Below are 21771 nucleotides of genomic sequence, written 5' to 3'. Positions count from 1 at the left end.
GCCTCTGCCTCCTTAAGCACGGTGATGATTTGGCTGTCCGAAAATCTCGATTTCTTCATTTTGTAGAACTCCCTCTATCCGAGAAAATTCTACTTCTGCACACCCCTATTTTCCGGGGGGATTACCGTATCCCCATGCTGGTGGGTTCAGACAATGGTCGAGTCAATTAACAACTAGCCTATGTCAGTGTCACGGCACAAGGCGGCTTTGGTATAGATCACAGCTGCGCAGCAAGATCGTAAGCAGGGTCTAAAGCCCCGCCAATACCTTCACATGCGCCGCTACGCTTCTCCCAAGCGCTGACAGGTCATACCCGCCTTCCAGCGCTGACACTACCCGACCTTCGCCATGTTCAGCGGCTACATCCATCAGGCGCTCTGTCACCCAGGTGTAATCGTCTTCCACCAGGTTCAGATAGGCCATGTCGTCTTCTCGGTGGGCATCGAAACCGGCAGAGATAAAAATCATCTGTGGTTTGAATTCATTGAGCGCGGGCAGCCAACATTGCTCTACGGCTGTTCGGAATTCATCGCTGCCGCTGCCTTTTTTCAGCGGTACATTCACCATGTTCGGTCCCATCGGCAGGTCGCCACTATAGGGGTAGAACGGGTGCTGAAAGATCGAGACCATCATCACCTTTGGGTTGTCGTGGAAGATATCTTCGGTGCCATTGCCGTGGTGTACATCGAAGTCTGCGACGGCAATGCGTTCTACACCCCGACTTAGGGCATGGGCGACACCGACAGCTACATTGTGGAAAAAGCAGAAGCCCATAGCCCGTTTCGATTCTGCATGGTGGCCGGGTGGGCGTATGGCGCAAAACGCGTTGGTAGCTTCGCCATCGATGACCATGTTGGTGGCCCTGACCACCGCACCGGCAGCACGCCAGGCAGCGCGTAGGGTATGGGGGCACATGGCGGTGTCAGGGTCGAGGTGGGCGATGCCTTGGCTGGGCGAGAGATGGTCCAGCGATTCAACGTAACTAGGCGTATGCACGAGTGCTAACTGCTGGCGTTCGACGAGCGGTGCTTCTATATGCAGGAGATGATCCCATAGTCCCGCCGCCATCAGCCTATCCTGAATAGCAGAGAGCCGTGCAGGCGATTCCGGATGATGCCTACCCATGTCGTGCAGTTCACAGTCTGGGTGGGTGATATAAGCAGTAGGGGGAGATGAGTCGAGGATTTTTCGGGCCAGCCAGCTAAGCAAGATAGGTCTCCAGGGCGCATTGTTATAAGAGTCGCTAATAAAACCCTGCGAAGGATTCTGGCTAGGCGCGCAAGCGTAGACAGTACGTGGGTACGGCAAGCTTGCGTAACAACGCCTGAAGGGTTTTGTTAGCGGCTCCAAGAGCGCCGCTTGCCCACAGTTTAAAGCCGAGGGTGGTATAAACCAATAGAACACCACTTAGTTGAAACTTAGGCGCGACAGTTCAGGAAAAGGCCCTTAGAACCTGATTACATGGGAATATACCGTCATCATGAACGCACCTACTACTCCCAATATCCCTTCCCTGGCTCCTTTGCATGCTGTACTGGCGCAACTCGATGGTTTCATCCTCGGCAAGATGCGCGAGACGCGTCTGGCACTGGCTTGCTTGCTGGCGCGTGGCCATTTGCTGATCGAAGACGTACCCGGGGTGGGTAAGACCACGTTGGCCCATGCATTGGCGGCAACCCTCGGTCTGGCCTTTCAGCGGGTTCAGTTCACCAGTGACATGCTACCGGCAGATTTGATCGGTGTTTCAATTTATGACCGCGACAACCACGTGTTCCGCTTTCATGCGGGACCGATTTTCAGCCAGGTAGTGCTGGCCGATGAGATCAACCGCGCTACACCCAAGACCCAGTCTGCGTTGCTCGAGGCGATGGAGGAGCGCCAAGTCACTCTGGATGGCGAAACCCGCCATCTGCCTGACCCGTTTTTTGTTATCGCTACACAGAACCCGGCAAGCCAGATCGGTACCTTCCCGTTGCCCGAGTCGCAACTTGACCGTTTCCTGATGCGTATCACCCTGGGTTACCCGGATGCTTCAGCCGAGCGGGCCATGCTGCTGGGTGAAGACCGGCGCGATATGCTTAAGGATGCCAAGCCGGTGATCACCCATGCAGAGCTGTCGGAATTTCAGGCCGCGGTGCGCCGTGTACATGTTGCACCGGCTCTTGTGGACTACGTACAGGCATTGGCGCGGGCTACGCGTGACTCTACCGAATTTCACAATGGCCTGTCACCCCGTGCAGCACTGGGTTTGTTGGCTGCTGCTCGTGCTTGGGCACTGCTGGCTGGCCGTGAAATGGTGATTCCTGAGGATGTCCAGGCGGTCTTCGGCCCTGTTGCCACCCACCGCCTGCTTGCCCGTACCAGTAACCGGCCACAACCCGAATTGGTGGTGAGGTTGTTGGGCGAGGTGGCGATTCCTTGATGCTCAAGTGTGCCAGCACTATCGAATGTACCCGCAGCTTCGGGTATGGCTATGCCTTGACCTGAACCTAGCCTAGATCATGCCCGCACTCCCCAAAGTCCTCACCGCTCCGTTTACCAGCCGTTGGCAGGCGTGGTTGCAACGTCGTCATCCTACCGGCCGTGCACAACGGTTGACGCAAAATCGGGTTTACATATTCCTCAGCCGCAGCGGTTTGGCATTTATCGTCATGATGCTGACGATGTTGGGAGGGGCGATCAATTACGACTTGTCGTTGGCCTATCTGTTGGTCTTTTTGTTGTTGGCCATGGCGTTGGTATCCATCTTCCACACTTTTCGTAATCTGCTGGGTTTGCAGATTGTTCCCGGCCGGGTCGAGCCGTGTTTTGTCGGGGAGTCTGCCCGATTCGAGATCGTGCTGGAGAATTCGGGTTCTCTGCTGCGGCAGAACATCGTGCTCCGGTATGACGACGCCGAAACAGCTGTCGATGTACCGGCGGCCGATAGTACCCGGGCATGGATCAGCTTGCCGGCGCCAAAGCGGGGATGGTTGCGGGCCCCACGTCTGGTGATCGAAACGCATTGGCCTATGGGCGTTTTCAGGTCTTGGTCGTATGCCTATTTCGAACAGCGTACCTTGGTGTATCCCCGGCCGGAAAAAGATGCCCCCTCTTTGCCGCAAGCAGCGGAAGGAGCAGGGGAGGGAGTGAGCACTCCGCGGGGACATGACGACTTCGCAGGTCTGCGTCCCTTTCAGCGGGGCGACTCTCCCCGTCATGTTGCCTGGAAAGCAGCGGCGCGTGATGATGGCCTGATGGTGAAGGAATTCCATGGTGAGGCTGCCCGTGACCTTTGGTTGGATTGGGACACCCTGCCTTCCGGTCTCGATACAGAGGAACGGCTAGCCCGGCTGACTGCCTGGGTACTGGTGGCCTACGCGAACGGATTGAACTTTGGTTTGAACCTGCCCAATCGGCACCTGCCGCCTGCACGTGGCGAGCCACAGCGCGATGCCTGCCTTGCAGCACTGGCGCTTTACGGGACGAAGGAGCAGGAATGAAGACCGATCGTCTCGACCATTATCAGGTCTTTGCGCTACTGGGTGTCCTATTAGGCCTGCTGTTGCCCCATATGGGCCGCCTGCCTTATTGGTTGCAAGCCGTGCTGGGGCTGCTGTTTGTTTGGCGCGGTTGGTTGCAGCACAAGCAATGGCGTATGCCGCCGAATTGGTTGCTACTGCCAGTCGTGTTTTCAATCGTGATCGGCATCTATCTGGAATATCGCACGCTGATTGGCAGAACAGCCGGTGTGACCCTGCTTGCTGCCCTGGTTGGTGCAAAGCTGCTGGAAACGCGAACCCGGCGTGATGCGTTGTTGTTGGTCTATCTGGGTTACTTCCTGGTGGTCACCAATTTTCTGTTCGATCAGAGTGTCGCCATCGGCTTGTATCTGACGGTGATGGTTTTAGCGATCAGCACCTTGTTGGTGAGTTGGCATTCTCTGGGGGGATGGAGCGGCCGCTGGCAACGGGTGCAGGGGCAAGTGATTTTCGCAGGCAGTCTGATGGTACAGGCGCTACCGTTGATGGTTCTGTTGTTCGTGTTCTTCCCGCGTATTGAAGGGCCGCTGTGGCGTCTGCCGCAGGACAGGAGTGCGGCTACTTCGGGCTTATCCGACACTATGTCGCCTGGCAGTTTTTCGAATATGTCCAAGGACGATGCGGTGGCATTCCGGGTGAGTTTTTCTGGCGAACGCCCGAGCCAGGATACTTTGTATTGGCGCGGCCCGGTATATGACGAGTATGACGGCCGTACCTGGACCCAGGCATCACCTGGGGTGCGGAATGAGACAACGGTTGAAATATCGGCCGGCAGGTCAGTCAACTATGTCATGACGTTGGAACCGCACCAACGCCCCTGGTTGCTGGCATTGGATATGCCGACTGTACTGCCTAAAGACACACGTATGAGCGAGCAATACCAAGTGGTCTACCGGCGTATTGTCGATAAGCGCCTGCGCTTGGAAATGCAATCGGCACTGCAATACAACGTGGGCAGAAAGGAATCCCCTGTTCAGTTGACGCGTGCTTTGCAATTGCCGCCAACAGTTAATCCGCGTGCTCGCGTGGTGGCAGAAAAGTGGCGTAGTCTGCCACCCGCCGAACGTGTAAACGAGGCGCTGCGTTTCTTTGGTACCCAGGGGCTGGAATACACGTTAACCCCTCCCTTGTACGGCAGCAACGCGATCGATGACTTTGTTTTTGTTGGCAAGGGCGGATTTTGCGAGCATTTCGCCGGTTCTTTCGTCTTTATGATGCGCGCGGCGCAGGTCCCAGCCCGCGTTGTTGGGGGGTATCAGGGGGGGGAAGAGAATGGCGATTACCTGATTATTCGCCAGGCTGATGCCCATGCGTGGGCGGAAGTCTGGTTGGAAGGAAAAGGTTGGGTGAGAGTAGACCCTACCTTTGCTGTCGCGCCATCCCGGATTCAAGAAGGACTTGCGTCGGCAGTGGGGGCGGAAGAGCTGCCTTACCTCATGCGCTTGGACAACAATCTGGTCAAACGTATGCGCCTTTTGCTCGACAGTGCGGTGAACGGCTGGAACCAGTGGGTGATCGGCTATTCACCGGAGAGACAACGGGAGCTGCTGAAGAAGCTCGGCATACATGACCTGTTGTCTTCCAGTTTCCTGGTTTGGTTTGTCGGCGCGATATTGGGTTTGGTGATGTTGAGTGCAGCTTGGTTGCTCTGGCATGCCCGGCCACGGCGTCCTGATCCGGCGCGGCAGGCTTGGGATAGATTCTGCCGCAAGCTGGCAGGGCTTGGTCTGCATATTGGATTTGCTGAAGCACCGGGCGATTTTGCCCACAGAGCGAAGCTTGCTTTGCCGGAACGGGCGAACGCGATCGACGGGGTGCTGAAGGATTACCTGGCGGTGCGCTATGGGAGCCAGCCGGCGTTGGTTGAGTTGGTACGTAAGGTACGAGACTTTGCATAGTATGCAAAGTCTGCGGCGCATCGGCGATACGGTGTTAGAAGCACTCTCGGACTGCTCATTTACCACTCGTAAACCCTGCTTCCTCGGGTATTTGCGCCTTGTCTCGCTCTAGCTCGCGAGATTTTGAATAAGGGCTAACAAGTGGTACTCGGCATGGCGGTGATTGAAGTATCAATGCAGGGTGCGGAACGCGGGTAAATAGCTGATATTTATAGCTGTGCCATAGCCCATTATGTACCACCCCTTTATGTCGCTTGAGCCAGTCAAAGCCGAGCAGCCCAAAGATGCGACGTCGCGTTTTCAGGAACGCAGACTGGCGCAGATTTTGTATGTCGCGCTGGTTGGTATGGCGGTCAGCGCGACATTGCATGGGCTGCAACATAACTGGCGCACGGTTCTTATCCTTTTTTCTGGTGCATTTTTCTTGCTGATGGCGCTCCTGTTTACCAAGCGGGGGGGCGTGCAGCTTGCGTCGTCGCTGATGCTGGTGACCTTTACGGTCATGATGCTTACCTTTGCCTGGGTCAATCAGGGGCCGCGTGATCCAGCCATTTTGGCGCTTCCCGGCATTCTCGTCATCGCATCGATGATGGGTGGCCGACGGCTGTATGCGTCGTTGCTGGGTCTGATGTTGCTGGCGATAGGCGTATTGGTGCTGGCAAATGTAGAGGGGTGGCACCAGAGCATAGTCAAACCCATTGTGTTGACGAGTTTTATCGATATCAGCGCCATTCTGGTGGCGGTAGGCTTTTGCGTCTGGTTATTGTCCAATGATCTGCGCAGAGCATTGGTCAAGCTCGAAATAGAAAATGAGCAGGTTCGGTTATCGGAAAGCCGCATCGCTTATCTTGCCCATCATGACAGTTTGACCGGGCTGGCGAATCGAATACTCGCTAAGGAGCGTTGTGACCAGACGATTGCGCTTGCACGCCGGCAGGGCCGGGTGGCGGCAATGTTGTTTCTTGATCTCGATAACTTCAAGACGATAAACGACTCGCTTGGACATGAGGCTGGCGATGAATTGTTGTGCCAGGCGGCCCAGCGCTTGAGCAAGTGGGTACGCAGCAGCGACATTGTGTGCCGCCAAGGGGGCGATGAGTTCCTGGTCATCCTTGGCAATATGCCCGATAGCAATTCGGTGGCGGATGTAGCGGTCAAGCTTACGGGTCTATTGACAGAACCCTATCAGGTGGACGGCCTGGAAGTGACGGTTACTTGCTCGACTGGGATAGCACTGTACCCGGATGACGGCCCGGATTTCGAAACCCTGCGCCAGAAGGCCGATATCGCCATGTATCAGGCTAAAGAGTCGGGTCGGAATGTATTCCGCTTTTTCGATTGCGACATGAATTCCAGCGTGGGGGAACACCTGCATCTGGTCTCCGGCATGCGGCAGGCCCTGCTCAAGGATGAATTCGTCCTCTACTATCAGCCGCAGTTTGATATTGCCAGTGGCGACATCGTGGGTGCAGAGGCGCTGATACGTTGGCAGCACCCAGAGCAAGGTCTGGTGCCACCAGGTAAGTTTATTCCGGTGGCTGAACAGTCTGGTCTGATCATCGAGATTGGCGCTTGGGTATTGCAGGAGGCTTGCCGGCAAGGTGTGATCTGGGAGCGGGAGGGGCTGGGAGAGCTGATATTGTCGGTCAACCTTTCGCCAGTGCAATTCCGCCGTGGTGATGTGGAGACGGTGGTCTGCAATGCCTTGGATGGTTCCGGTTTGCCCCCCAGTCATCTCGATTTGGAAATGACGGAGTCGCTGTTGATTGATGACTCAACCCAGCTGACCGAGTTGCTGGCGCGGCTGCGTACCCGGGGGCTGAGCTTTTCTATCGACGACTTTGGCACCGGTTATTCCAACCTGGGTTACCTCAAGCGCTTTGAAGTGGAACGGCTGAAAATAGACCAGAGCTTTGTAAAGCGGCTGACCGAGGAGAAGCATGATGAGGCTATCGTACGGGCGATTATCCAGATGGCACACAGTCTGAAGCTGACAACTGTGGCGGAGGGCATAGAAGATGCCGCTACGTTGGAACGGCTGCGCGACCTGGGATGTGACCGTGGCCAGGGTTTCTATTGGTCACGTCCTTTACCGGCGGATGAGTTCCTGGCTTTTGTGCGGCGATATCGGGCAGAGCGGCCAAGTGAATTGTGAGCAGGTGCTCAGTCCACATTCATGCGGGACAAGGCTGTGTGCGGGCTGTGGACAGCATATCCAAGTGCTTGAGCACAGTAGGTAATTTCTAATTGCCTAAAATTTAATCAATCTACGTTTTGCACAGCAAAATTGTCCGCCAACGCATGTTAACACTTGCACAGTTGTTGTTTGAGGCAGGGTCTGTGTGCGAATCCACATCAAGCCGGGACAAGGCTGTGTGTGGCCTGTGGACAATAAAGACAAGTTATTGAACCTAGGTGGTAATTCATACCTGCCTAAAAATTAGGCATAGGCCGATTTATCCACGAAAATGGGCTTACAAAGCCATTAATCCACAATGTCCCGGTCATTTCAGTACTTGCTCTGACTGACTTGGTATGTGAATTCACACCCAGGCGGGACAAGCCTGTGAGCGGCCTGTGGACAGTAAAGGCAAGTGCTTGAACGCAGGCGATAATTTCGATTTGATTAAAAATTGGGCAGCGCCCAGCCCAGTGCATGTATCACGGCTATGAAGTCATCGCTTAACGGCGCAACCACTTTCACTGGCATACCGCTGTAGGGGTGAGTAAAAGACAACTCAGTACACGCTAACAACAAGCGCTGGCTGCCGTATAGCTGTGTGAATAGACGGTTGTGTTGCCCTTTGCCATATGTTGCGTCGCCGATAATGGGGTGGGCGATGTGCTTCAAATGCCGACGCAGCTGATGCTTGCGGCCGGTTATCGGATCGAGCGCTACCAGTGCATAACGGCTGCTGGGATAGCGATCGACCGAGTAGGGAAGCGTGACGCGTGCCAACGTGCGATAACGAGTCAGCGCGGCTTGCGGTGGTGCAATCGTGTCGGGCTGGCGTTCATAATCATCGTATTGGCGGCTCAGCGGGTGGTCGATTTCGCCTTCATCAGTTGGCCAGCCACGCACAATAGCCAGATAGCGCTTTTGTACCGTACCGGCTTCAAACTGGCGTGAGACTGCCCGTGCACTGTCGGCATCCAGACCAAACAGCAGTACACCTGACGTGCCTTTATCGAGGCGGTGAATGGCATGTACACGTTGGCCTATCTGGTCCCGTACTTCCTGCAAAGCAAAGCGCGTTTCCCGGCGGTCGATTTCAGAACGATGTACCAGTAAGCCGGAGGGCTTATGGATGGCGATGAGCTGGGCATCACGATAGAGGATGGGATGGGTGTATTGCATGAATTTCAGTGGCGTGGCGCTATCACGATGACGGCAGCGCCACAGAGTACCAGGGCAACGCCTGCATAGTCCCAAAGTGAAGGACGGATACCATCAACCAGCCATAACCAAGCCAGGGCCACGGCAACATAAACACCGCCATATGCGGCATAGACGCGCCCACTTGCGGCAGGGTGCAAGCTGAGCAGCCAGACAAACAGTATCAAGCTGGCAGTTGCCGGTAACAGCAACCAGGCATTACCGCGTCCGGTCAGCCAAAGTAGCGGCAGGTAACAGCCAAGGATTTCCGCCAGAGCGGTAAGGATATACAGCAGGAAAGTTTTCAGTGGCATGGCAGCCACTGTAACTTGGATGACGCTTATGTGCTGCAGGGATAATGGCTGATTCGACAGTACGTGTGCAAACCGATTTGGGGGAGCAAGCTACAGGTTTAGGCGAATACCTGCCTTGAGCGACCCAAGATCGGCGCCTTGTTTCCGGCGGTTTGCATTTTGCCAGCCGATTTGGTGGCGTTGGTCTGGGAAGGACTAGCTGTACTGTCTTCCAGGGTTTGTAGAAGCTGGCTGCGCTGGGTAAGCACAAGGTGCCACATGGCTTCGAGTTTAGAGGTTGGCATGATTTGGTCCTCTGCTGAGCGAGATAAGCGCTGTAGGTTGATGACCTGTTACCTGCAAATTTCATGCCGAATGCATAGATTGTTTATAAGCGCCGGCTTACAGGGGGTAAGCAGCGTACCAGCTGCCGTAAATGGGCACTCTGTGCGCAGCATCAGCGATCTTGGATTTGCTGGCGCGCTTGGCGCCTGCACGAAAAATGGCGCTTTCGAACTACTTGTTCCAATCTGTGGTTTGCTGCCTGATCTTCACCGCTTATGAGATTGCGACTGCATGGTCAACTGGCGCCGCCTGCTGTTTTGCTGATGGCATTACTTATTTTTGCCATCCAGATTGGCTTAGCGAACGCTGGCTGCGTCCGCATCGCTACGGGACAGTGGAGTGGCTGTTGCGTGCCATTACATTGGCAGCCTGGCCGGAATGGCGCAGGCTGTTACCTGATTCAACTAGACAGTTTGCGGACGACGGTTCCAAAACCGACCAGCAGTGCCCTGAGTCAAGCTGACCCCTAGCAGGATCAACCCGCCCCCTATCCAGTGATAGGCTTGAATGGTTTCGCCCAAGCTGACGCTGGCAATCAAGGCGGTGAATAACGGCAGCAGATTCATGAATATCGCCGTACGCTCGCTACCCAGTTGGGCAATGCCGCGCATCCACAAATAAGCGGCGAGTACCGACGCGCCAATCCCTGCAAACAGCACCATGCCAATGCCTTGGCTGGGTATGGCCATGCTGTGGGCTGTCAGCGCCACTGGGATGAGCATCACTACGCCTAGTACTACCTGCACATACAGGTTGAGCCATGGCCCGAATGGGGGTGCCCAACGTTTGAGCAGAATGCCGTAGAGCGCATATGAAGCCGAACCGATCAGTATCATCGCATCCCCATGATTGATACCGCTCGCCAACAGACTAAGCGGGTTTCCCTGCCCTAACAGGTAGAGCACGCCCGCTAATGAAAAAGCGACGCCATACATGGCTGCGGGGCCGATAGGCTGGCGAAATACCAAGCCGCTGATTAGCAAGCCCAACAGCGGAATCAATGCAGAAATCACCCCCATATTGGTGGCAGTTGTATGGTGTGCTGCGTAGTAAGCCAGGCACTGGAAAAGCACCATGCCCAACAGTGCCAATACGGCGAACTTGCCCAGATAAGGGCGAATTGCCTGGCGTTGCTGCCAGACTGCACGCAAGCAGAAAGGGGTGAGAACCAGCAGGGCAATAAACCAGCGGTAGAACGAGATGGCGGCGGGGTCCAGAACCTGCACTGCCGCTTTGGCAACGACAGTATTCCCAGCCCAGATCAGAACGGCGATGAGGGGAAACAGCATGGGCACGGAAAACTCCTTACTACATTGATGTGACTAGTTTAACCGTGTCTGGTTTATTGCTTATAATGCAAACCAGACAATTCGATCAGTTGAACCCGACAATATGTCTCTGCCTTACCTCGCTACAGATCTCGACTTAGCACCGCCTGCGCCGCTTTACTTCCGGTACAACCATATGGAAGCCCGTACTGAATGTGAGTACCACTGCCATCCTTGGGGGCAGTTGAACCATATCAACCTTGGGCTGCTGGAATTGGAATTGGCTGGTCAGCGACTAATGGCGCCGGCCGACTATATGGTCTGGATTCCTGCCCATATGCCCCATGCCGCCTATGTACGGCAGGCGTTGGAACACACGTCGGTATATGTCAGCGACGAACAGGCTTTGCGTCTGCCAGCCGAGCCCTGCCTGATTGCCCAAAGCCCGCTGGTGCGTGCCCTGTTGGAAGATTTCTGCCGGCGTCGGGTAGGGGTCATGAGTGATGAGTGGGATGTACGCCAGGCAGAACTGCTGATTGAGCACCTGGTCCGTGCTGGTCGGCAAGCGAGTTACCTGCCGGACAGCAAAGACAAGCAGTTGTCCCCCATCCTGCAGACGATACGTCTGGACCCTGCGGATACCCGTACGCTGGCGCAATGGGCGCAACATGTACACACCACCGAACGTACCTTGGCCCGGCGTTTTCAGGCAGAGCTTGGGATGAGCTTTTTACAGTGGCGTAATCGCGCCCGCTTCCTGCAAGCGTTGGCATGGTTGAAGGAAGGTTGGCCGGTGCAGGAAATTGCCGGCAGGTTAAGCTACGGTACGCCTTCTGCGTTCATCGCGATGTTCCGTAAACAGGTTGGCTTCTCACCCGAGCGATATCGGCGACAGATGTGTGGGGAATGAATCTCCCTGAGAGTCTGTCTACTTCCTTGAGCACTCCGAAATTGCAACCGTCCATACACCGTCCCAGTGCAGCCATGATGGAACCATTAGTATGCGGGTTAGTTGCATGGCCAGAGATGGGTGAATGAGGCGGGTATTTGATTCTTAAATCATCCCATTTGCCTTTCTGATTGGTGCGCTGGCTTTGTTAGGTAGTCTTGATGCCTGATGCAACGTTCCGGTGGAAGGTGAACATGTCAAAAAGTATGACTCAAAGCTTGGCGCTGCCGGCCAGTGCGGTGATGACCTACAGCACAATCATTCTGGTTGCGCTGAATCTGCGTCCCTCCATGGCAGGGATTGGTCCTTTGCTCAACCGTATTCAGGCAGATATCGGCATTAGCTTTACTCAAGCATCACTGCTGACGATGCTGCCGATATTGGCGATTGGTCTGGCTTCGTTTGTTGGTATCCGACTGGCATTGCGTTTTGGCGAGAGCAGGGTGATGGTGCTGGCGCTTGGGCTCATCGGCATTGCCACAGCGATGCGTGCATTCAGTTCCGGTCTGACCGATCTGATTTTGACTGCGTTGGCGGCCGGGGTAGGCATTGCGTTGATCCAGTCGCTGATGCCGGTATTGATCAAATCAGCCATGCCCGATCACCTTACCTTCAGTATGGGGCTGTACGTCAGTGCACTAATGGGAGGGGCGGCGATATCCGCAGCGACGGTACCGTGGCTTGCGGACCATCTTGGTGATTGGCGCATAGCCTTGGCGTTGTGGGCATTACCATCGGCGTTGGCGATTTGGGGGTGGCAACGTTCGAGCGATGTGTTGGTTCTACCGCCGGTTAAACAGGACGTTGAAGACAAGGCCACGCCCTTTTACCGATTACCACGTGCCTGGATGCTGGCGCTTTTCTTCGGCCTGGGTACGGCGGGTTACACCTGTCTGCTTGCCTGGTTGCCGCCGTTTTACCTTTCGCTGGGCTGGACGCCCACGGCATCCGGCTTGCTGCTGAGTTTCATGACTGCGGCGGAAGTGGTGGCTGGCTTACTGATGCCCAGCCTAGCCAAGCATTCAAAGGATCGCCGTCCCGTTCTTGCCGGTGTGCTGCTGCTGTCTATTGTGGGTTTTATCGGACTTTGGCTTGCGCCGCTTAACTTTGCCTGGTTGTGGGCACTGATCGTCGGGCTAGGTATTGGTGGGCTGTTCCCGTTGAGTATGATCGTGACGCTGGACCACCACGATAACCCGCGTAGGGCGGGTGGGCTGCTCGCTTTCGTACAGGGTATCGGTTACCTGCTGGCCAGTGTTTCCCCCTTGATTGCAGGACATCTGAAGGAAGTATTCGCGAGCTTTGGACCTGCGTGGCTTACGCTGACCGTGGTATTTGTCGTGATGCTGGTGATCAATCTGCGCTTTAATCCCAAGACCTACCCTGGGCTGGTGGACTGAGCCTGGGCAATCTCCCTCATCTGCTGCTTCAGCCAACGTGCAGTAACAGGGCGTAGCGGATATTTGGGCCAGATCATATCAATGGTGAAACTGGGGCAGCCCGGTGGCGCCTGGTGGATGGCAATACCGGGTGGAATGGCAAGTGCAGGTAGCAGCCTGCGTGGCAATGCGAGTATCTGATTAGGGTGTTTGAGGCTGTTTATGCACCCTTGGTAGGATGAGGTCCGTGCCACGATGTGTCTTGACTGCCCCAGACTGGCCAGCCAACCGTCAATAATGGTGTTCTGCGATAACCAGGGAGTAGGGTAGAGATGCTCGGCTTGGCAATAATCAGTCAGGGTCAGCTTACGTGGTTGTTTGCCGGGGGAAAGGCAGACAAAGTCGTCTTCAAACAACGATTCCCATTGCAGGTCAGGGCGGAGGCGGTGATAGCCCGGCCCGCAACCAAAAGCCATATCCACATCCCCAGCCAACAACTGTTCAATGGGCAGTTCTGCCAGAAAGCGCTGCAGGTTGATGCCCGGCGCGATGCGGCTGTCGAGCACGCGTTCCAACAGATCGGGTAAAAGCAGTAATTCGAAATACTCCAGCGAGTAAAGCTGGATGGGTTGCTGTGCCGGCTGGACTGGGGCCGGGTTATCGAGTTCTGCGCAGAAATTCACCGCGTCGAGAATGTTCTGCAGGTATGGGGCAATGCGTTGCGCCTTGGTAGTGGCAATAAAGCGGTTTTGGCTGATCTTGAACAAGGGGTCGTCAAAACCGGTTCTTAACCGCTTAAGGCAATAGCTGACGGTGGGTTGGCTGATGCTCAGGCGTTCGGCAGTTTGCCTGGCATTGCTGGTATCGATAAGGCTGAGAAAGATGGCAATGTCTTGTATGTCGAGTTTGCGCAGCAGATTTTTATTGAGCATGGCTTTACACCTGCGGCCCCCACTATTGTGCGCCGGCAATTACTGTCAAATGGTTATCCCAATGATGCGGATAACGCTTCTCCATTTGTAATTTCAAGCTACCGGGTTGCAGCTGCCAGATTTCACCGCCCTCGCCACTGGCCAGCCAATTACCGTCCAGTGAAGCAGCGCCGAAGACACGTGGTAAGGGAAGCTGGGCTGTTGGCTGACCTGCACTGTTCCATTCGGTCAGCAGGTTGCCGGTCGGGCAAGGCATAAGAAAGCGGTTGCCCAGGGCAGCAAGGCTGGCAGCATAGCCTTGCATGGTTTGGCACAACTCGGGTGGCGTATCTGCATAACCAAATTGGCCATCACGCAAAATGGCCAGCATGGGCGACGAATTACTGCCCTCATTCTGCAATGCTGCACCGAGCGTACCATCTGTGGTGACAGCAAGATGGCGTATGGACAGTTTGTTATCAGGCAGGCGGTATTCCTTCAGCAAGCCGCCATCCCGGCTGTCGATCAGTACCAGCGAGGGGTCCATCCGGTCGATATTGCGTTTGTAGCGGCCGGTTTCCGGCAGGGTAAGGATGCCGCCATTGGCAACCGCAAGTGTATGGCGATCGAGCCAGAGAATTTCATGCGGACCTACACCATGGCTGGGGCGGTCTTCAAGGCGTTTGAAGCTGCGTGCATCACGCACTACAAGGCGGCCTACCCCGTTGCGTTCATCTGTTTCGGCAGTGATCAACTGCTTGCCATCGTGGCTGAACACGGCATGACCAACTAGATTACGCTCGTCTTCCAGTTCGAAGTGCTGCAGTAATCGGCCGCGCCGCCAATCGATACGCGCGAGGTAATAACCGGGTCGGCGCGCCACCACGATGGCTTCGCCATTACGGTTTGGGTTAGGGATCAGCACATGGCCCCGTGCAGGCAACGTGGCCGAGGGACGCATCAAGGTGCCGGCACACCAGTCTTCCTCGTTATCCCAGCTGGCCGAGAGGATAATCGGGGCTTGCTTGCTCGGTCTGGCTGCATGTAACGGCCATGCGGCAATGGTCAGGCTGGCAGACAGGAAATGGCGGCGGCTGAGAGGCATGGGGTATCGCTGAGAATTTAACCGGGCCGGGCTGCTTGGCAAACTGCATAGCCAGCTTCTTTGACCCGGAAACTAAAGCTAGTCGCCGTCACTATCCTTAAAGCCGATAGTAATGCCGACTGCATCTGCCACTTGTAATTCCACCAAGCCCTGCAGGCGCTTGATTGAGTCGACAAAGGGTTTTGCCACAGCGGGGTTGCGGCTGGCAGCTTGGGCAACATCATCAGGCATCTTGGCCAGCGCTTCGCGCGCAGTGCGTATCTCATCCCTCAGGTGTTGGGCGAGCAGTGGTTTGCCGGCGGCGGCCAACCTGTCGACGAAACTGGGACTGTTATTTTCGCCCGGTGCTAGGAATAGGCTTTCTAAAGCGCCCACAGTAGCGGCAAGCCCTGCTTTGGTCTGGCGACTGCGCCAGGCATCGAACTCCTGTCTTGCCACCTGCTTCACGGCTTTGCTGCCACCCAAGCGCGCTACTTTCTTGTCGCGGAGATTCTGCATGGTGCCGGCAATCAGATTCACGGCCTCTTCAAAAGCCTGGCGCCCGGTTTCCGTATCGTATTGCTGGCGGCTGAAGCTTTGCCAGTCTGCCAACAGCCCCGCACTTTCTGTTGCCACGTCGCGGGCCAGGGCGGCGCTGTACTGGCAGCGCTGGCGGAAATGCAGCCGTCCCAGCTGGGCTTTGGCTCGGTCATCACCCCAAAGCAGAAATTCCAAAGCAGGTAAGCCCTGAGCCGCTGCACCGACGCTATCGGCAATCGGTGCGTCTTTTTCCACAAGGCGGACGGCTTCTTCCACCTTGAATGACCGGCTTGGCCAGACATCAATCTGCCACGCGGTCCGGCGGGTCAGCGTCGGGCCCATCGGCAGTGCTTCCACGGCACGCCAAGCTGCATAGCTGCTTTTCCAGGCGCTGCGCGCTTGGTCGAGTTGGTCTGCGCTCAATCGCTGACAAAGGCTTGCCACACTGTCACGCAGCTTGGCGCTACTGTCAGCCAGGGCTTGGATACGCGGCAACTGCTGCGCCTGCCAGTTAACAACAGTGGCGGCAGCATCGAGGTTCGGCACGGAGGGCGCGGTTGTGGTAACTGGCGTCTGTGGGGTCGCTGCGGCGGGTTGGCTTGCTTGCTCGGCCTGTGTTGGAGATGCCGGTACATTGCCCGGTGAACGAGTGGCACAGGCGGTGGCCAACAGGCTGGTGGTCAGGACGAGGGTGAGATGTTTCATGTACGAAGTTCCTTACTGCTGACGAACCCGGCAGGTTCGCGAATACAGGGCTGCCAAACAGTTAGCGCTGAGATAAATTGCTGTAAAGACCGACGATATGACAATTGGTTGCTTTGGTCGATACTGATATGCCTGTTCTGTGAATGCTATTTGCCCTTGCTCATGTCTGTATCGTAGCTTGAAACGCCTAGCCAGCCGGATAACCAAGAACCCGTTCAAAGTCTCGCGAACTGGCGGAAAACAGGGCGAAAACACCCGAGGAAGCGGAGTGTACAGGTGCTAAATGCGCATTCCGAGGGTGTTTTCAACGCCGTATTGCTGACGTGCAGCCGACTCCGAACAGGTTTAAAGCGTCTGTAGAAAGGCGATCAGGTTCTCTCTGTCCTGTTTGGACAGGTTCAATACATACTGCTTGGCACCTTCCGCTTCACCACCATGCCACAGCACCGCTTCCATCAGATTGCGTGCACGGCCGTCGTGCAGATAACGGGTATGTTTGTTGACGGCTTTGACGAGCCCAAGCCCCCACAATGCTGGCGTTTTCCAATCACGTCCGCCTGCTTCAAAGTCCGGTCGCCCATCGGCAAGACCGTCTCCCATGTCATGCAGTAACAGATCGGTGTAGGGGTAGATCGTCTGGCCACCCAGCTGGGGCAAGCCTTTGAAGTTGCCGGTTACGTACTTGGGTACATGGCAGGTTGCACATTGCGCTTCGTAGAACACAGTACGGCCCCGTTGGGCTGCTGCGGTGCTTTGATCACGGGCGGCGGGTACGGCAAGCGTGCGGCTATAGAAAATCACCTTGTTAAGCAGGTCTTCGCTGATCTCAGGTTTACCGCCACTGGGTGCTTTCAGGCAATCCGCTTGTGCTGAAGTGCATTCTTCGTTTGGGTTACGTTTGGACGTGATACCAATATCGCCAAGGAAGGCGCCTGCGCTCTGGTGCGCCACGGAGCCGGTGTTGGCTTTCCAGCCAAATCGGCCAATCAGCTTCTTCTGGGCATAGGCGTCCCAAACATAGTTGGGGCGGCCTTTGATAGCGCCTCCGGCCACAGCCTGTGCTTTCGCATTGGCCAGAATGTCCGAGGGCTTGATGGCTTCCAATAGCCCGAGGCCGATCATTTGTGGCGCAATACGTGGCGACACCATGGTGTCGGGATGCATGGGGTCATAACCCAGGTCGACAAGCTTGTAAGTGGGCTTGAGCAAGGTGTAGGGCTCGCCGTCCCCGAATTGGCCGGCGACTTCCTCGTAACTGATATTGACCTGGCCTTCAGGCTTGACGTTGCTGACGGCATCGTTATTGAACTGGCCGCCGTAAACAGACTCAGGTTTTGGTCCGCCATGCGCATCCTTGCCTGGGACAGAAAGCCGGAACAGCAATGCCATGGGTTGCTCGGCTTGCAGGCCGTTTTCAAAGCTGGGTGGTGCGCCACGGCCGTCCTGCGTGTGGCATGCACCACAGGAACGTGCGATGAAGTGGGGGCCAAGCCCGTCACGGGCTGTGGTGGAGGCTGGGGCTTCTACCCAGTTCTTTTTGAAGAAGGAGTTGCCGACTACAAAGTCGGTACGTTGTTGATCGGTCAGGTTGGCCAGGGGCAGCGAAAAGGCGTTCCGGCCATGGTCCATGATTGTGGTTTGCCCTCCGGGTAGTTTTTCGGAGGCGTCGTAAGCGGGAACCAAGGCAACACCGGCTGCTGTTGCGGCGGTTACAACTAATAAGGGAAGCAATATTTTCATACGTTTATTCAAAACCAAAAAAACAAAACAGGGCATGGCTGTTGTAGCCATGCCCCGGGGCGACACACATCTCAGTTAAATCCGGCTTATTGTTTTTGTAGCGTGTTTACAATCTTGCAGCGGGACTTTGAGCAAATTCTTAGGACCTGTTCACGATCTGTAACGAGCAGCCGTCAGCAAGGCGCAGAGCAGCACTAAGCCCTGATCACTGCTGCGCAGTAAGATCGGAAGCGGGCAATTAAACTTTGGTATTCAAGTTCTTGATACCCAGCACCTTGGCGGTATTGACCAGATCAGTAGCCTGCTTTTTCAGCGAGTCGATAACTGCTCGGACACGTTTACGGCCCGGTGCGCTGTCTTTACCGACGATTTCCTGATCAAACGGCGATTGTATTTCCTCTGCCAATTTGACTGAATTGGCGATATCGGCGCTGGTCTTTTCCGCCAGCTTGGCATCTTTGCCGGCAATGAGCTCACGCAGGGACGCACCCTTCAATACGCTGCCGTCAGCCCGGGTATAGCTGCCTTCCCACACATTCTGAATACCTTTGGCGTTGCTGACGATATCACGGTGGGTATTGTCCGAGAAGCAGCTGTGTTCATCCTCCTGCGACTTGGAGGCAAGCGCCACTTCCATACGTTCGCCCGCCAACTCACCTCGCGACAGTACGCCGATACCGGTCAGTATCTTCTGCATGGCATCCTTGTCAGCCACAAAGTCTGCGCGGTAGTTCTTGGCATTGGGAGCCCAGGCTTGCGAGAGATTGTTCAGATCATCGACAAGCAGATCAGTAACGATCTTGAGGTAAGTACGGCGGCGGTCAGCATTCTGACCTTTGCCATCAATAAAGTCGGCAGCTGGGCGGGCACCTGGGCCGGTTTTGCTTAAGTCTTGGCCCCACAGCAGGAATTCAATTGCATGCCAGCCGGTACTAACGTTCTCTTCCCCGCCTTTTTCGTTCAGGCTTACCAATACCTCGCGGTTCAATTTGGCTTTAGGATTGTTGACGATGCCGGCACGGGTCTTACCTTTGACATAGTCGACATAGGCTTCATCCATGGGCCATGCGTTGATGCGGCCTTCGGGACCTTCTTCATTGTCGATGGGGCCGCTGTAAAAACGGAAGACTTCGGTCTGACCATACCATTCGCGTGCAGCCAGCCAGCTTTCACGTGCTTTGGAGAGGGTTTCGTCGCTTGGGTTGGCAATGAAGGCATCAATCGCTGTTTGCATAGTGCGGGCGGCGCCCAGTGCATCGCTATAACTAGCGTGGACCACTGTGGCGTAATGTTCGGCCACGGCTTGCGGCGTGGTATCGGCTTGGGAAACCAAGCTGCCGGTCAGAAGTGCAGCGATTAAAGTCAGGCGAAAGGCGGTCATGGAATGTTCCGTGGCATGCTTAGAATTGGATGGAATGCTAAACAGAATGCGAATAATTATCAAATTGTTAAGTAGGAATTGATAGCTGGGTTTTCATGCACTTACGCTTGTTTTTAAGAACCTGTCTAAAGTCTCGCGAGCTAGAGTGAGACAAGGCGGAAACAGCCGAGGAAGCGGAGTTTACGATTGGTAAATGAGCATTCTGAGGCTGTTTTCAACGTCGTATCGCTGACGCACAGCAGACTTTAGGCAGGTTCTAAGGTACATAGAGTCAGTACAGCCGGGACAGCCCCCACCCCGCAGCAAAGCAAGCCAGGCTTATTGCAATTGGCCGTAAGGTAGCTCGCCACCAGTGGCGTTGATGCCCGTCTGCCACAAAATGTACGAGCAGCATGCCAAACAGGGCGACAAGCAGTTGCCAGTGCGCTGCCGTTAACCAGCATGACCACCCCACGGCCAGCACGCCAGCCAAATAGCACAACCCACAGAGCAAGCCTTGCTGGTGCGCAAAGGCAGTTACAGGTGCCTGCATACCAAGCTCGGCCAATTGTTTGGATGTGACCGTATTGGGTGCTGTTGCCAAGGTATGCGCTTCCTGTTGTGCGTCAATGTAGTCACGTCCTGCAGCGACCAGAAGACCAGCCAAGCCTAGGGCAGATTCGCTGGGTGTCAGCTCCGCGGCAGTGGCTGTGTGGGCGTTTCGTAGCGCAGTGGCATGCTGATTGGCTACGCTGCTTTCTCGCCAAACTGCCCATACACCACCCATAAGCCCCAGCAGGATCAGGCACAACTCGCGGCTGGCATTCAGGGTATTCAAGCCTTGTAAGGTAGTGAGCAGATACAGCGTCAACTGAGCGGCTTGCTTGGCATGGTGTGCATACGGGGAGCGATAGTCTTGGCGATAAGGCGCCAATCCAGCTAGCTGTAACCAATGCAAGAGAAGTATGGAGTAATTGGTACCGCACGCTGCTACCAACCATCCTAATACCTTGCCAAGCGTACTCGGTGGACCAGGAGGGAACTGTGCTGCGATTTCGAGATGCCACAATTGCCGTGGTGTGCCAGAAGCCGCGTCGGCTAGCAATAAGTGCAGGTGACGGGTATCGGCTATGGCAAGTGGCATTGGTGGGCGGTGTCTTGCAGAACCTGTTCAAAATCTGCTGTGTGTCGGCAGGGCTCGCGTCACTAGCTGCGGCGCTGGATTATAAACATATAGAACTGAAATTCTGAACGGAACCCGGAAGCCTTTTCTTCGTAAACATAATCGATATAGCCATCTTTCACGAGATGCCAGCCGGTGAAGGTGGTTGAGAAGGCAGTGTGCAATGCGCGTTCTTTTTGCTTCGACTTATGAATGAAGATGAAAACAAACCCGTTGCTATTCACATGGGAGCTGATGCGGGTAAGCAGCTCAAGTTCCTTTTCCTTGTCTTCTGCAAAATGCAGGATGGAATCCAGGACGACCAGGTCGTAGTTTCTGTCCAACGGGAAAGTATAAAAATCATCCACTACGCCCTTGGTCGAAACACCAAGCAATGTCGCCCGTTCCATCAACTGCTTGATACCAACGGCTGAGGCATCCACTGAGGTAACAGACAGACCGTACCGAGCCAACATCAAGGCGTCCCGACCTTGTCCGCAACCAAGATCAAGCGCAGTACCAGAGACACCGAGCGAATCGACCAAGGCTTCAAATTCTGGATAGGGCTCACCGAACAGTGCGGGCTCTGCTGTGTAATGCTCGTCGTAATTGGACATTTATTCACTCGCTGGATTGGGAACGACCCCAATACGTTGCAAGTAATGCTAATGAATTAGGGAGTGTGGATAAACAGGCTGTATGGCTATCTGCGGTCATTGATTTGACCTGCATAAGGTCACAAATTCAGCTTGCCATAAAATCTATTGGGTTACGGCATACCGTGTTATGACAGTGGTAGATCTACGTCAGCGTTGTTTGTGGTGGTAACGGAGGATGCGTCTGTATAGGAACTGGAATTCATTCAAAGTCTCGAGAGTTACAGCAAGACAAAGCGAAGTCGGCCGAGGAAGTGGAGTTTACAAGTGGTCAATGAGCATGCCGAGGGTGTTTGCAACGCCGTATTGCTGACGCGGGGCAGACTTTGAACAGGTTCTAAGAACCTGTTCAAAGTCTCCGCAGAAGAAGAGTCAGAAAGGCAAACTGAATGAATTGCAAGCTGGTGTCGAGCTTGCGTTCACAGTTCTTCCACAATCGACGGCACTTCTCCAACCACGGGTCTGTCAGTAATTTCGTGTTCAAGGCATATCATGCTCCCAAGGAGAATGTATGCCTCGCAAACCGAAAGCCAAGCCGGTGGAATTGCCGGCAATTCCCGCCGAGCTCCTAGCTCAGTTCGGCA

General features: G+C 55.2%; 19 protein-coding genes and 1 pseudogene. 7 read left to right on the top strand and 13 right to left on the bottom strand.

What is annotated here, in order from left to right; all coding sequences use genetic code 11:
* Nucleotides 1-249: 249 nt before the first annotated feature.
* Entirely contained in the window at nt 250-1209 is a 960-nt protein-coding gene (locus ACUHMQ_RS16970) for a histone deacetylase family protein (protein WP_445296645.1), read from the bottom strand.
* Nucleotides 1210-1480: 271 nt separating this feature from the next.
* Between ACUHMQ_RS16970 and ACUHMQ_RS16965 the strand changes: the two genes are divergently transcribed.
* The 4 genes from ACUHMQ_RS16965 (at nt 1481) to ACUHMQ_RS16950 (ending at nt 7574) form a co-directional block, all read left to right on the top strand.
* Nucleotides 1481-2422 carry an AAA family ATPase gene (locus ACUHMQ_RS16965; protein ID WP_445296644.1) on the top strand — a complete coding sequence of 314 codons (942 nt, stop codon included), beginning with the start codon at nt 1481-1483 and terminating at the stop codon, nt 2420-2422.
* A gap of 79 nt (nt 2423-2501) precedes the next feature.
* Nucleotides 2502-3482 carry a DUF58 domain-containing protein gene (locus ACUHMQ_RS16960; protein WP_445296643.1) on the top strand — a complete coding sequence of 327 codons (981 nt, stop codon included), beginning with the start codon at nt 2502-2504 and terminating at the stop codon, nt 3480-3482.
* On the top strand, nt 3479-5419 hold the full coding sequence (locus tag ACUHMQ_RS16955; protein ID WP_445296642.1) for a transglutaminase TgpA family protein: 1941 nt from the start codon (nt 3479-3481) through the stop codon (nt 5417-5419). The genes ACUHMQ_RS16960 and ACUHMQ_RS16955 overlap by 4 nt, the downstream gene beginning before the upstream one ends.
* Before the next feature lie 232 nt (nt 5420-5651).
* Nucleotides 5652-7574, top strand: a complete 1923-nt coding sequence (locus tag ACUHMQ_RS16950) for a putative bifunctional diguanylate cyclase/phosphodiesterase (protein WP_445296641.1) — start codon at nt 5652-5654, stop codon at nt 7572-7574.
* A 471-nt stretch (nt 7575-8045) separates the two neighbouring features.
* Here the strand turns inward: ACUHMQ_RS16950 and ACUHMQ_RS16945 are convergent, their stop codons facing one another.
* The 3 genes from ACUHMQ_RS16945 to ACUHMQ_RS16935 form a co-directional block, all read right to left on the bottom strand.
* Nucleotides 8046-8777 carry a pseudouridine synthase gene (locus tag ACUHMQ_RS16945; RefSeq protein WP_445296640.1) on the bottom strand — a complete coding sequence of 244 codons (732 nt, stop codon included), beginning with the start codon at nt 8775-8777 and terminating at the stop codon, nt 8046-8048.
* A gap of 5 nt (nt 8778-8782) precedes the next feature.
* Nucleotides 8783-9109 (bottom strand): YnfA family protein, encoded by a 327-nt coding sequence (locus tag ACUHMQ_RS16940; protein WP_445296639.1) that lies wholly within the window; start codon nt 9107-9109, stop codon nt 8783-8785.
* A 98-nt stretch (nt 9110-9207) separates the two neighbouring features.
* Nucleotides 9208-9393, bottom strand: a complete 186-nt coding sequence (locus tag ACUHMQ_RS16935; protein WP_445296638.1) for a hypothetical protein — start codon at nt 9391-9393, stop codon at nt 9208-9210.
* 131 nt (nt 9394-9524) lie between these two features.
* On the opposite strand from ACUHMQ_RS16935, the gene ACUHMQ_RS16930 reads away from it, so the two are divergent.
* Nucleotides 9525-9896, top strand: coding sequence for a DUF418 domain-containing protein (locus ACUHMQ_RS16930; RefSeq protein ID WP_445296637.1), 372 nt, complete (start codon nt 9525-9527; stop codon nt 9894-9896).
* On the opposite strand, the gene ACUHMQ_RS16925 is transcribed toward ACUHMQ_RS16930, so the two are convergent.
* On the bottom strand, nt 9838-10722 hold the full coding sequence (locus ACUHMQ_RS16925) for a DMT family transporter (RefSeq protein ID WP_445296646.1): 885 nt from the start codon (nt 10720-10722) through the stop codon (nt 9838-9840). The two genes, ACUHMQ_RS16930 and ACUHMQ_RS16925, sit on opposite strands and share 59 nt — an antisense overlap.
* Nucleotides 10723-10825: 103 nt before the next feature.
* Between ACUHMQ_RS16925 and ACUHMQ_RS16920 the strand changes: the two genes are divergently transcribed.
* Nucleotides 10826-11611, top strand: a complete 786-nt coding sequence (locus ACUHMQ_RS16920; protein WP_445296636.1) for an AraC family transcriptional regulator — start codon at nt 10826-10828, stop codon at nt 11609-11611.
* A gap of 233 nt (nt 11612-11844) precedes the next feature.
* Nucleotides 11845-13050, top strand: a complete 1206-nt coding sequence (locus ACUHMQ_RS16915) for a cyanate transporter (RefSeq protein ID WP_445296635.1) — start codon at nt 11845-11847, stop codon at nt 13048-13050.
* On the opposite strand, the gene ACUHMQ_RS16910 is transcribed toward ACUHMQ_RS16915, so the two are convergent.
* The 8 genes and pseudogenes from ACUHMQ_RS16910 to ACUHMQ_RS16875 form a co-directional block, all read right to left on the bottom strand.
* Nucleotides 13029-13961: a LysR family transcriptional regulator gene (locus tag ACUHMQ_RS16910; RefSeq protein ID WP_445296634.1), complete on the bottom strand. Its 933-nt coding sequence runs from the start codon at nt 13959-13961 to the stop codon at nt 13029-13031. The two genes, ACUHMQ_RS16915 and ACUHMQ_RS16910, sit on opposite strands and share 22 nt — an antisense overlap.
* 22 nt (nt 13962-13983) lie before the next feature.
* Nucleotides 13984-15045 carry a DUF1513 domain-containing protein gene (locus ACUHMQ_RS16905; protein WP_445296633.1) on the bottom strand — a complete coding sequence of 354 codons (1062 nt, stop codon included), beginning with the start codon at nt 15043-15045 and terminating at the stop codon, nt 13984-13986.
* 78 nt (nt 15046-15123) lie between these two features.
* Nucleotides 15124-16269 carry an imelysin family protein gene (locus tag ACUHMQ_RS16900; RefSeq protein ID WP_445296632.1) on the bottom strand — a complete coding sequence of 382 codons (1146 nt, stop codon included), beginning with the start codon at nt 16267-16269 and terminating at the stop codon, nt 15124-15126.
* A gap of 345 nt (nt 16270-16614) precedes the next feature.
* A complete protein-coding gene (locus tag ACUHMQ_RS16895) occupies nt 16615-18009 on the bottom strand; it encodes a di-heme oxidoreductase family protein (RefSeq protein ID WP_445296631.1) in 1395 nt (464 codons plus the stop codon).
* A gap of 238 nt (nt 18010-18247) precedes the next feature.
* On the bottom strand, nt 18248-19390 hold the full coding sequence (locus ACUHMQ_RS16890) for an imelysin family protein (RefSeq protein WP_445296630.1): 1143 nt from the start codon (nt 19388-19390) through the stop codon (nt 18248-18250).
* Nucleotides 19391-19661: 271 nt separating this feature from the next.
* Entirely contained in the window at nt 19662-20513 is an 852-nt protein-coding gene (locus ACUHMQ_RS16885; protein WP_445296629.1) for a hypothetical protein, read from the bottom strand.
* Nucleotides 20514-20575: 62 nt separating this feature from the next.
* On the bottom strand, nt 20576-21148 hold the full coding sequence (locus tag ACUHMQ_RS16880; RefSeq protein ID WP_445296628.1) for a class I SAM-dependent methyltransferase: 573 nt from the start codon (nt 21146-21148) through the stop codon (nt 20576-20578).
* A gap of 388 nt (nt 21149-21536) precedes the next feature.
* A pseudogene (locus tag ACUHMQ_RS16875) lies at nt 21537-21644 on the bottom strand (IS5/IS1182 family transposase); the annotation flags it as partial.
* Between the last annotated feature and the right edge of the window lie 127 nt (nt 21645-21771).

The organism is Chitinimonas violaceus (assembly GCF_052601015.1).
The sequence above is the reverse complement of the archived record's forward strand: the minus strand, read 5'-3'. Positions and strand labels throughout refer to the sequence as shown.

Bases quoted from the DNA above. Each gene is read 5' to 3' on its own strand.
- ACUHMQ_RS16965 (WP_445296644.1), top strand. From the start codon at position 1,481: ATGAACGCACCTACTACTCCCAATATCCCTTCCCTGGCTCCTTTGCAT.
- ACUHMQ_RS16960 (WP_445296643.1), top strand. From the start codon at position 2,502: ATGCCCGCACTCCCCAAAGTCCTCACCGCTCCGTTTACCAGCCGTTGG.
- ACUHMQ_RS16955 (WP_445296642.1), top strand. From the start codon at position 3,479: ATGAAGACCGATCGTCTCGACCATTATCAGGTCTTTGCGCTACTGGGT.
- ACUHMQ_RS16950 (WP_445296641.1), top strand. From the start codon at position 5,652: ATGTACCACCCCTTTATGTCGCTTGAGCCAGTCAAAGCCGAGCAGCCC.
- ACUHMQ_RS16945 (WP_445296640.1), bottom strand. From the start codon at position 8,777: ATGCAATACACCCATCCCATCCTCTATCGTGATGCCCAGCTCATCGCC.
- ACUHMQ_RS16940 (WP_445296639.1), bottom strand. From the start codon at position 9,109: ATGCCACTGAAAACTTTCCTGCTGTATATCCTTACCGCTCTGGCGGAA.
- ACUHMQ_RS16935 (WP_445296638.1), bottom strand. From the start codon at position 9,393: ATGCCAACCTCTAAACTCGAAGCCATGTGGCACCTTGTGCTTACCCAG.
- ACUHMQ_RS16930 (WP_445296637.1), top strand. From the start codon at position 9,525: ATGGGCACTCTGTGCGCAGCATCAGCGATCTTGGATTTGCTGGCGCGC.
- ACUHMQ_RS16925 (WP_445296646.1), bottom strand. From the start codon at position 10,722: ATGCTGTTTCCCCTCATCGCCGTTCTGATCTGGGCTGGGAATACTGTC.
- ACUHMQ_RS16920 (WP_445296636.1), top strand. From the start codon at position 10,826: ATGTCTCTGCCTTACCTCGCTACAGATCTCGACTTAGCACCGCCTGCG.
- ACUHMQ_RS16915 (WP_445296635.1), top strand. From the start codon at position 11,845: ATGTCAAAAAGTATGACTCAAAGCTTGGCGCTGCCGGCCAGTGCGGTG.
- ACUHMQ_RS16910 (WP_445296634.1), bottom strand. From the start codon at position 13,961: ATGCTCAATAAAAATCTGCTGCGCAAACTCGACATACAAGACATTGCC.
- ACUHMQ_RS16905 (WP_445296633.1), bottom strand. From the start codon at position 15,045: ATGCCTCTCAGCCGCCGCCATTTCCTGTCTGCCAGCCTGACCATTGCC.
- ACUHMQ_RS16900 (WP_445296632.1), bottom strand. From the start codon at position 16,269: ATGAAACATCTCACCCTCGTCCTGACCACCAGCCTGTTGGCCACCGCC.
- ACUHMQ_RS16895 (WP_445296631.1), bottom strand. From the start codon at position 18,009: ATGAAAATATTGCTTCCCTTATTAGTTGTAACCGCCGCAACAGCAGCC.
- ACUHMQ_RS16890 (WP_445296630.1), bottom strand. From the start codon at position 19,390: ATGACCGCCTTTCGCCTGACTTTAATCGCTGCACTTCTGACCGGCAGC.
- ACUHMQ_RS16885 (WP_445296629.1), bottom strand. From the start codon at position 20,513: ATGCCACTTGCCATAGCCGATACCCGTCACCTGCACTTATTGCTAGCC.
- ACUHMQ_RS16880 (WP_445296628.1), bottom strand. From the start codon at position 21,148: ATGTCCAATTACGACGAGCATTACACAGCAGAGCCCGCACTGTTCGGT.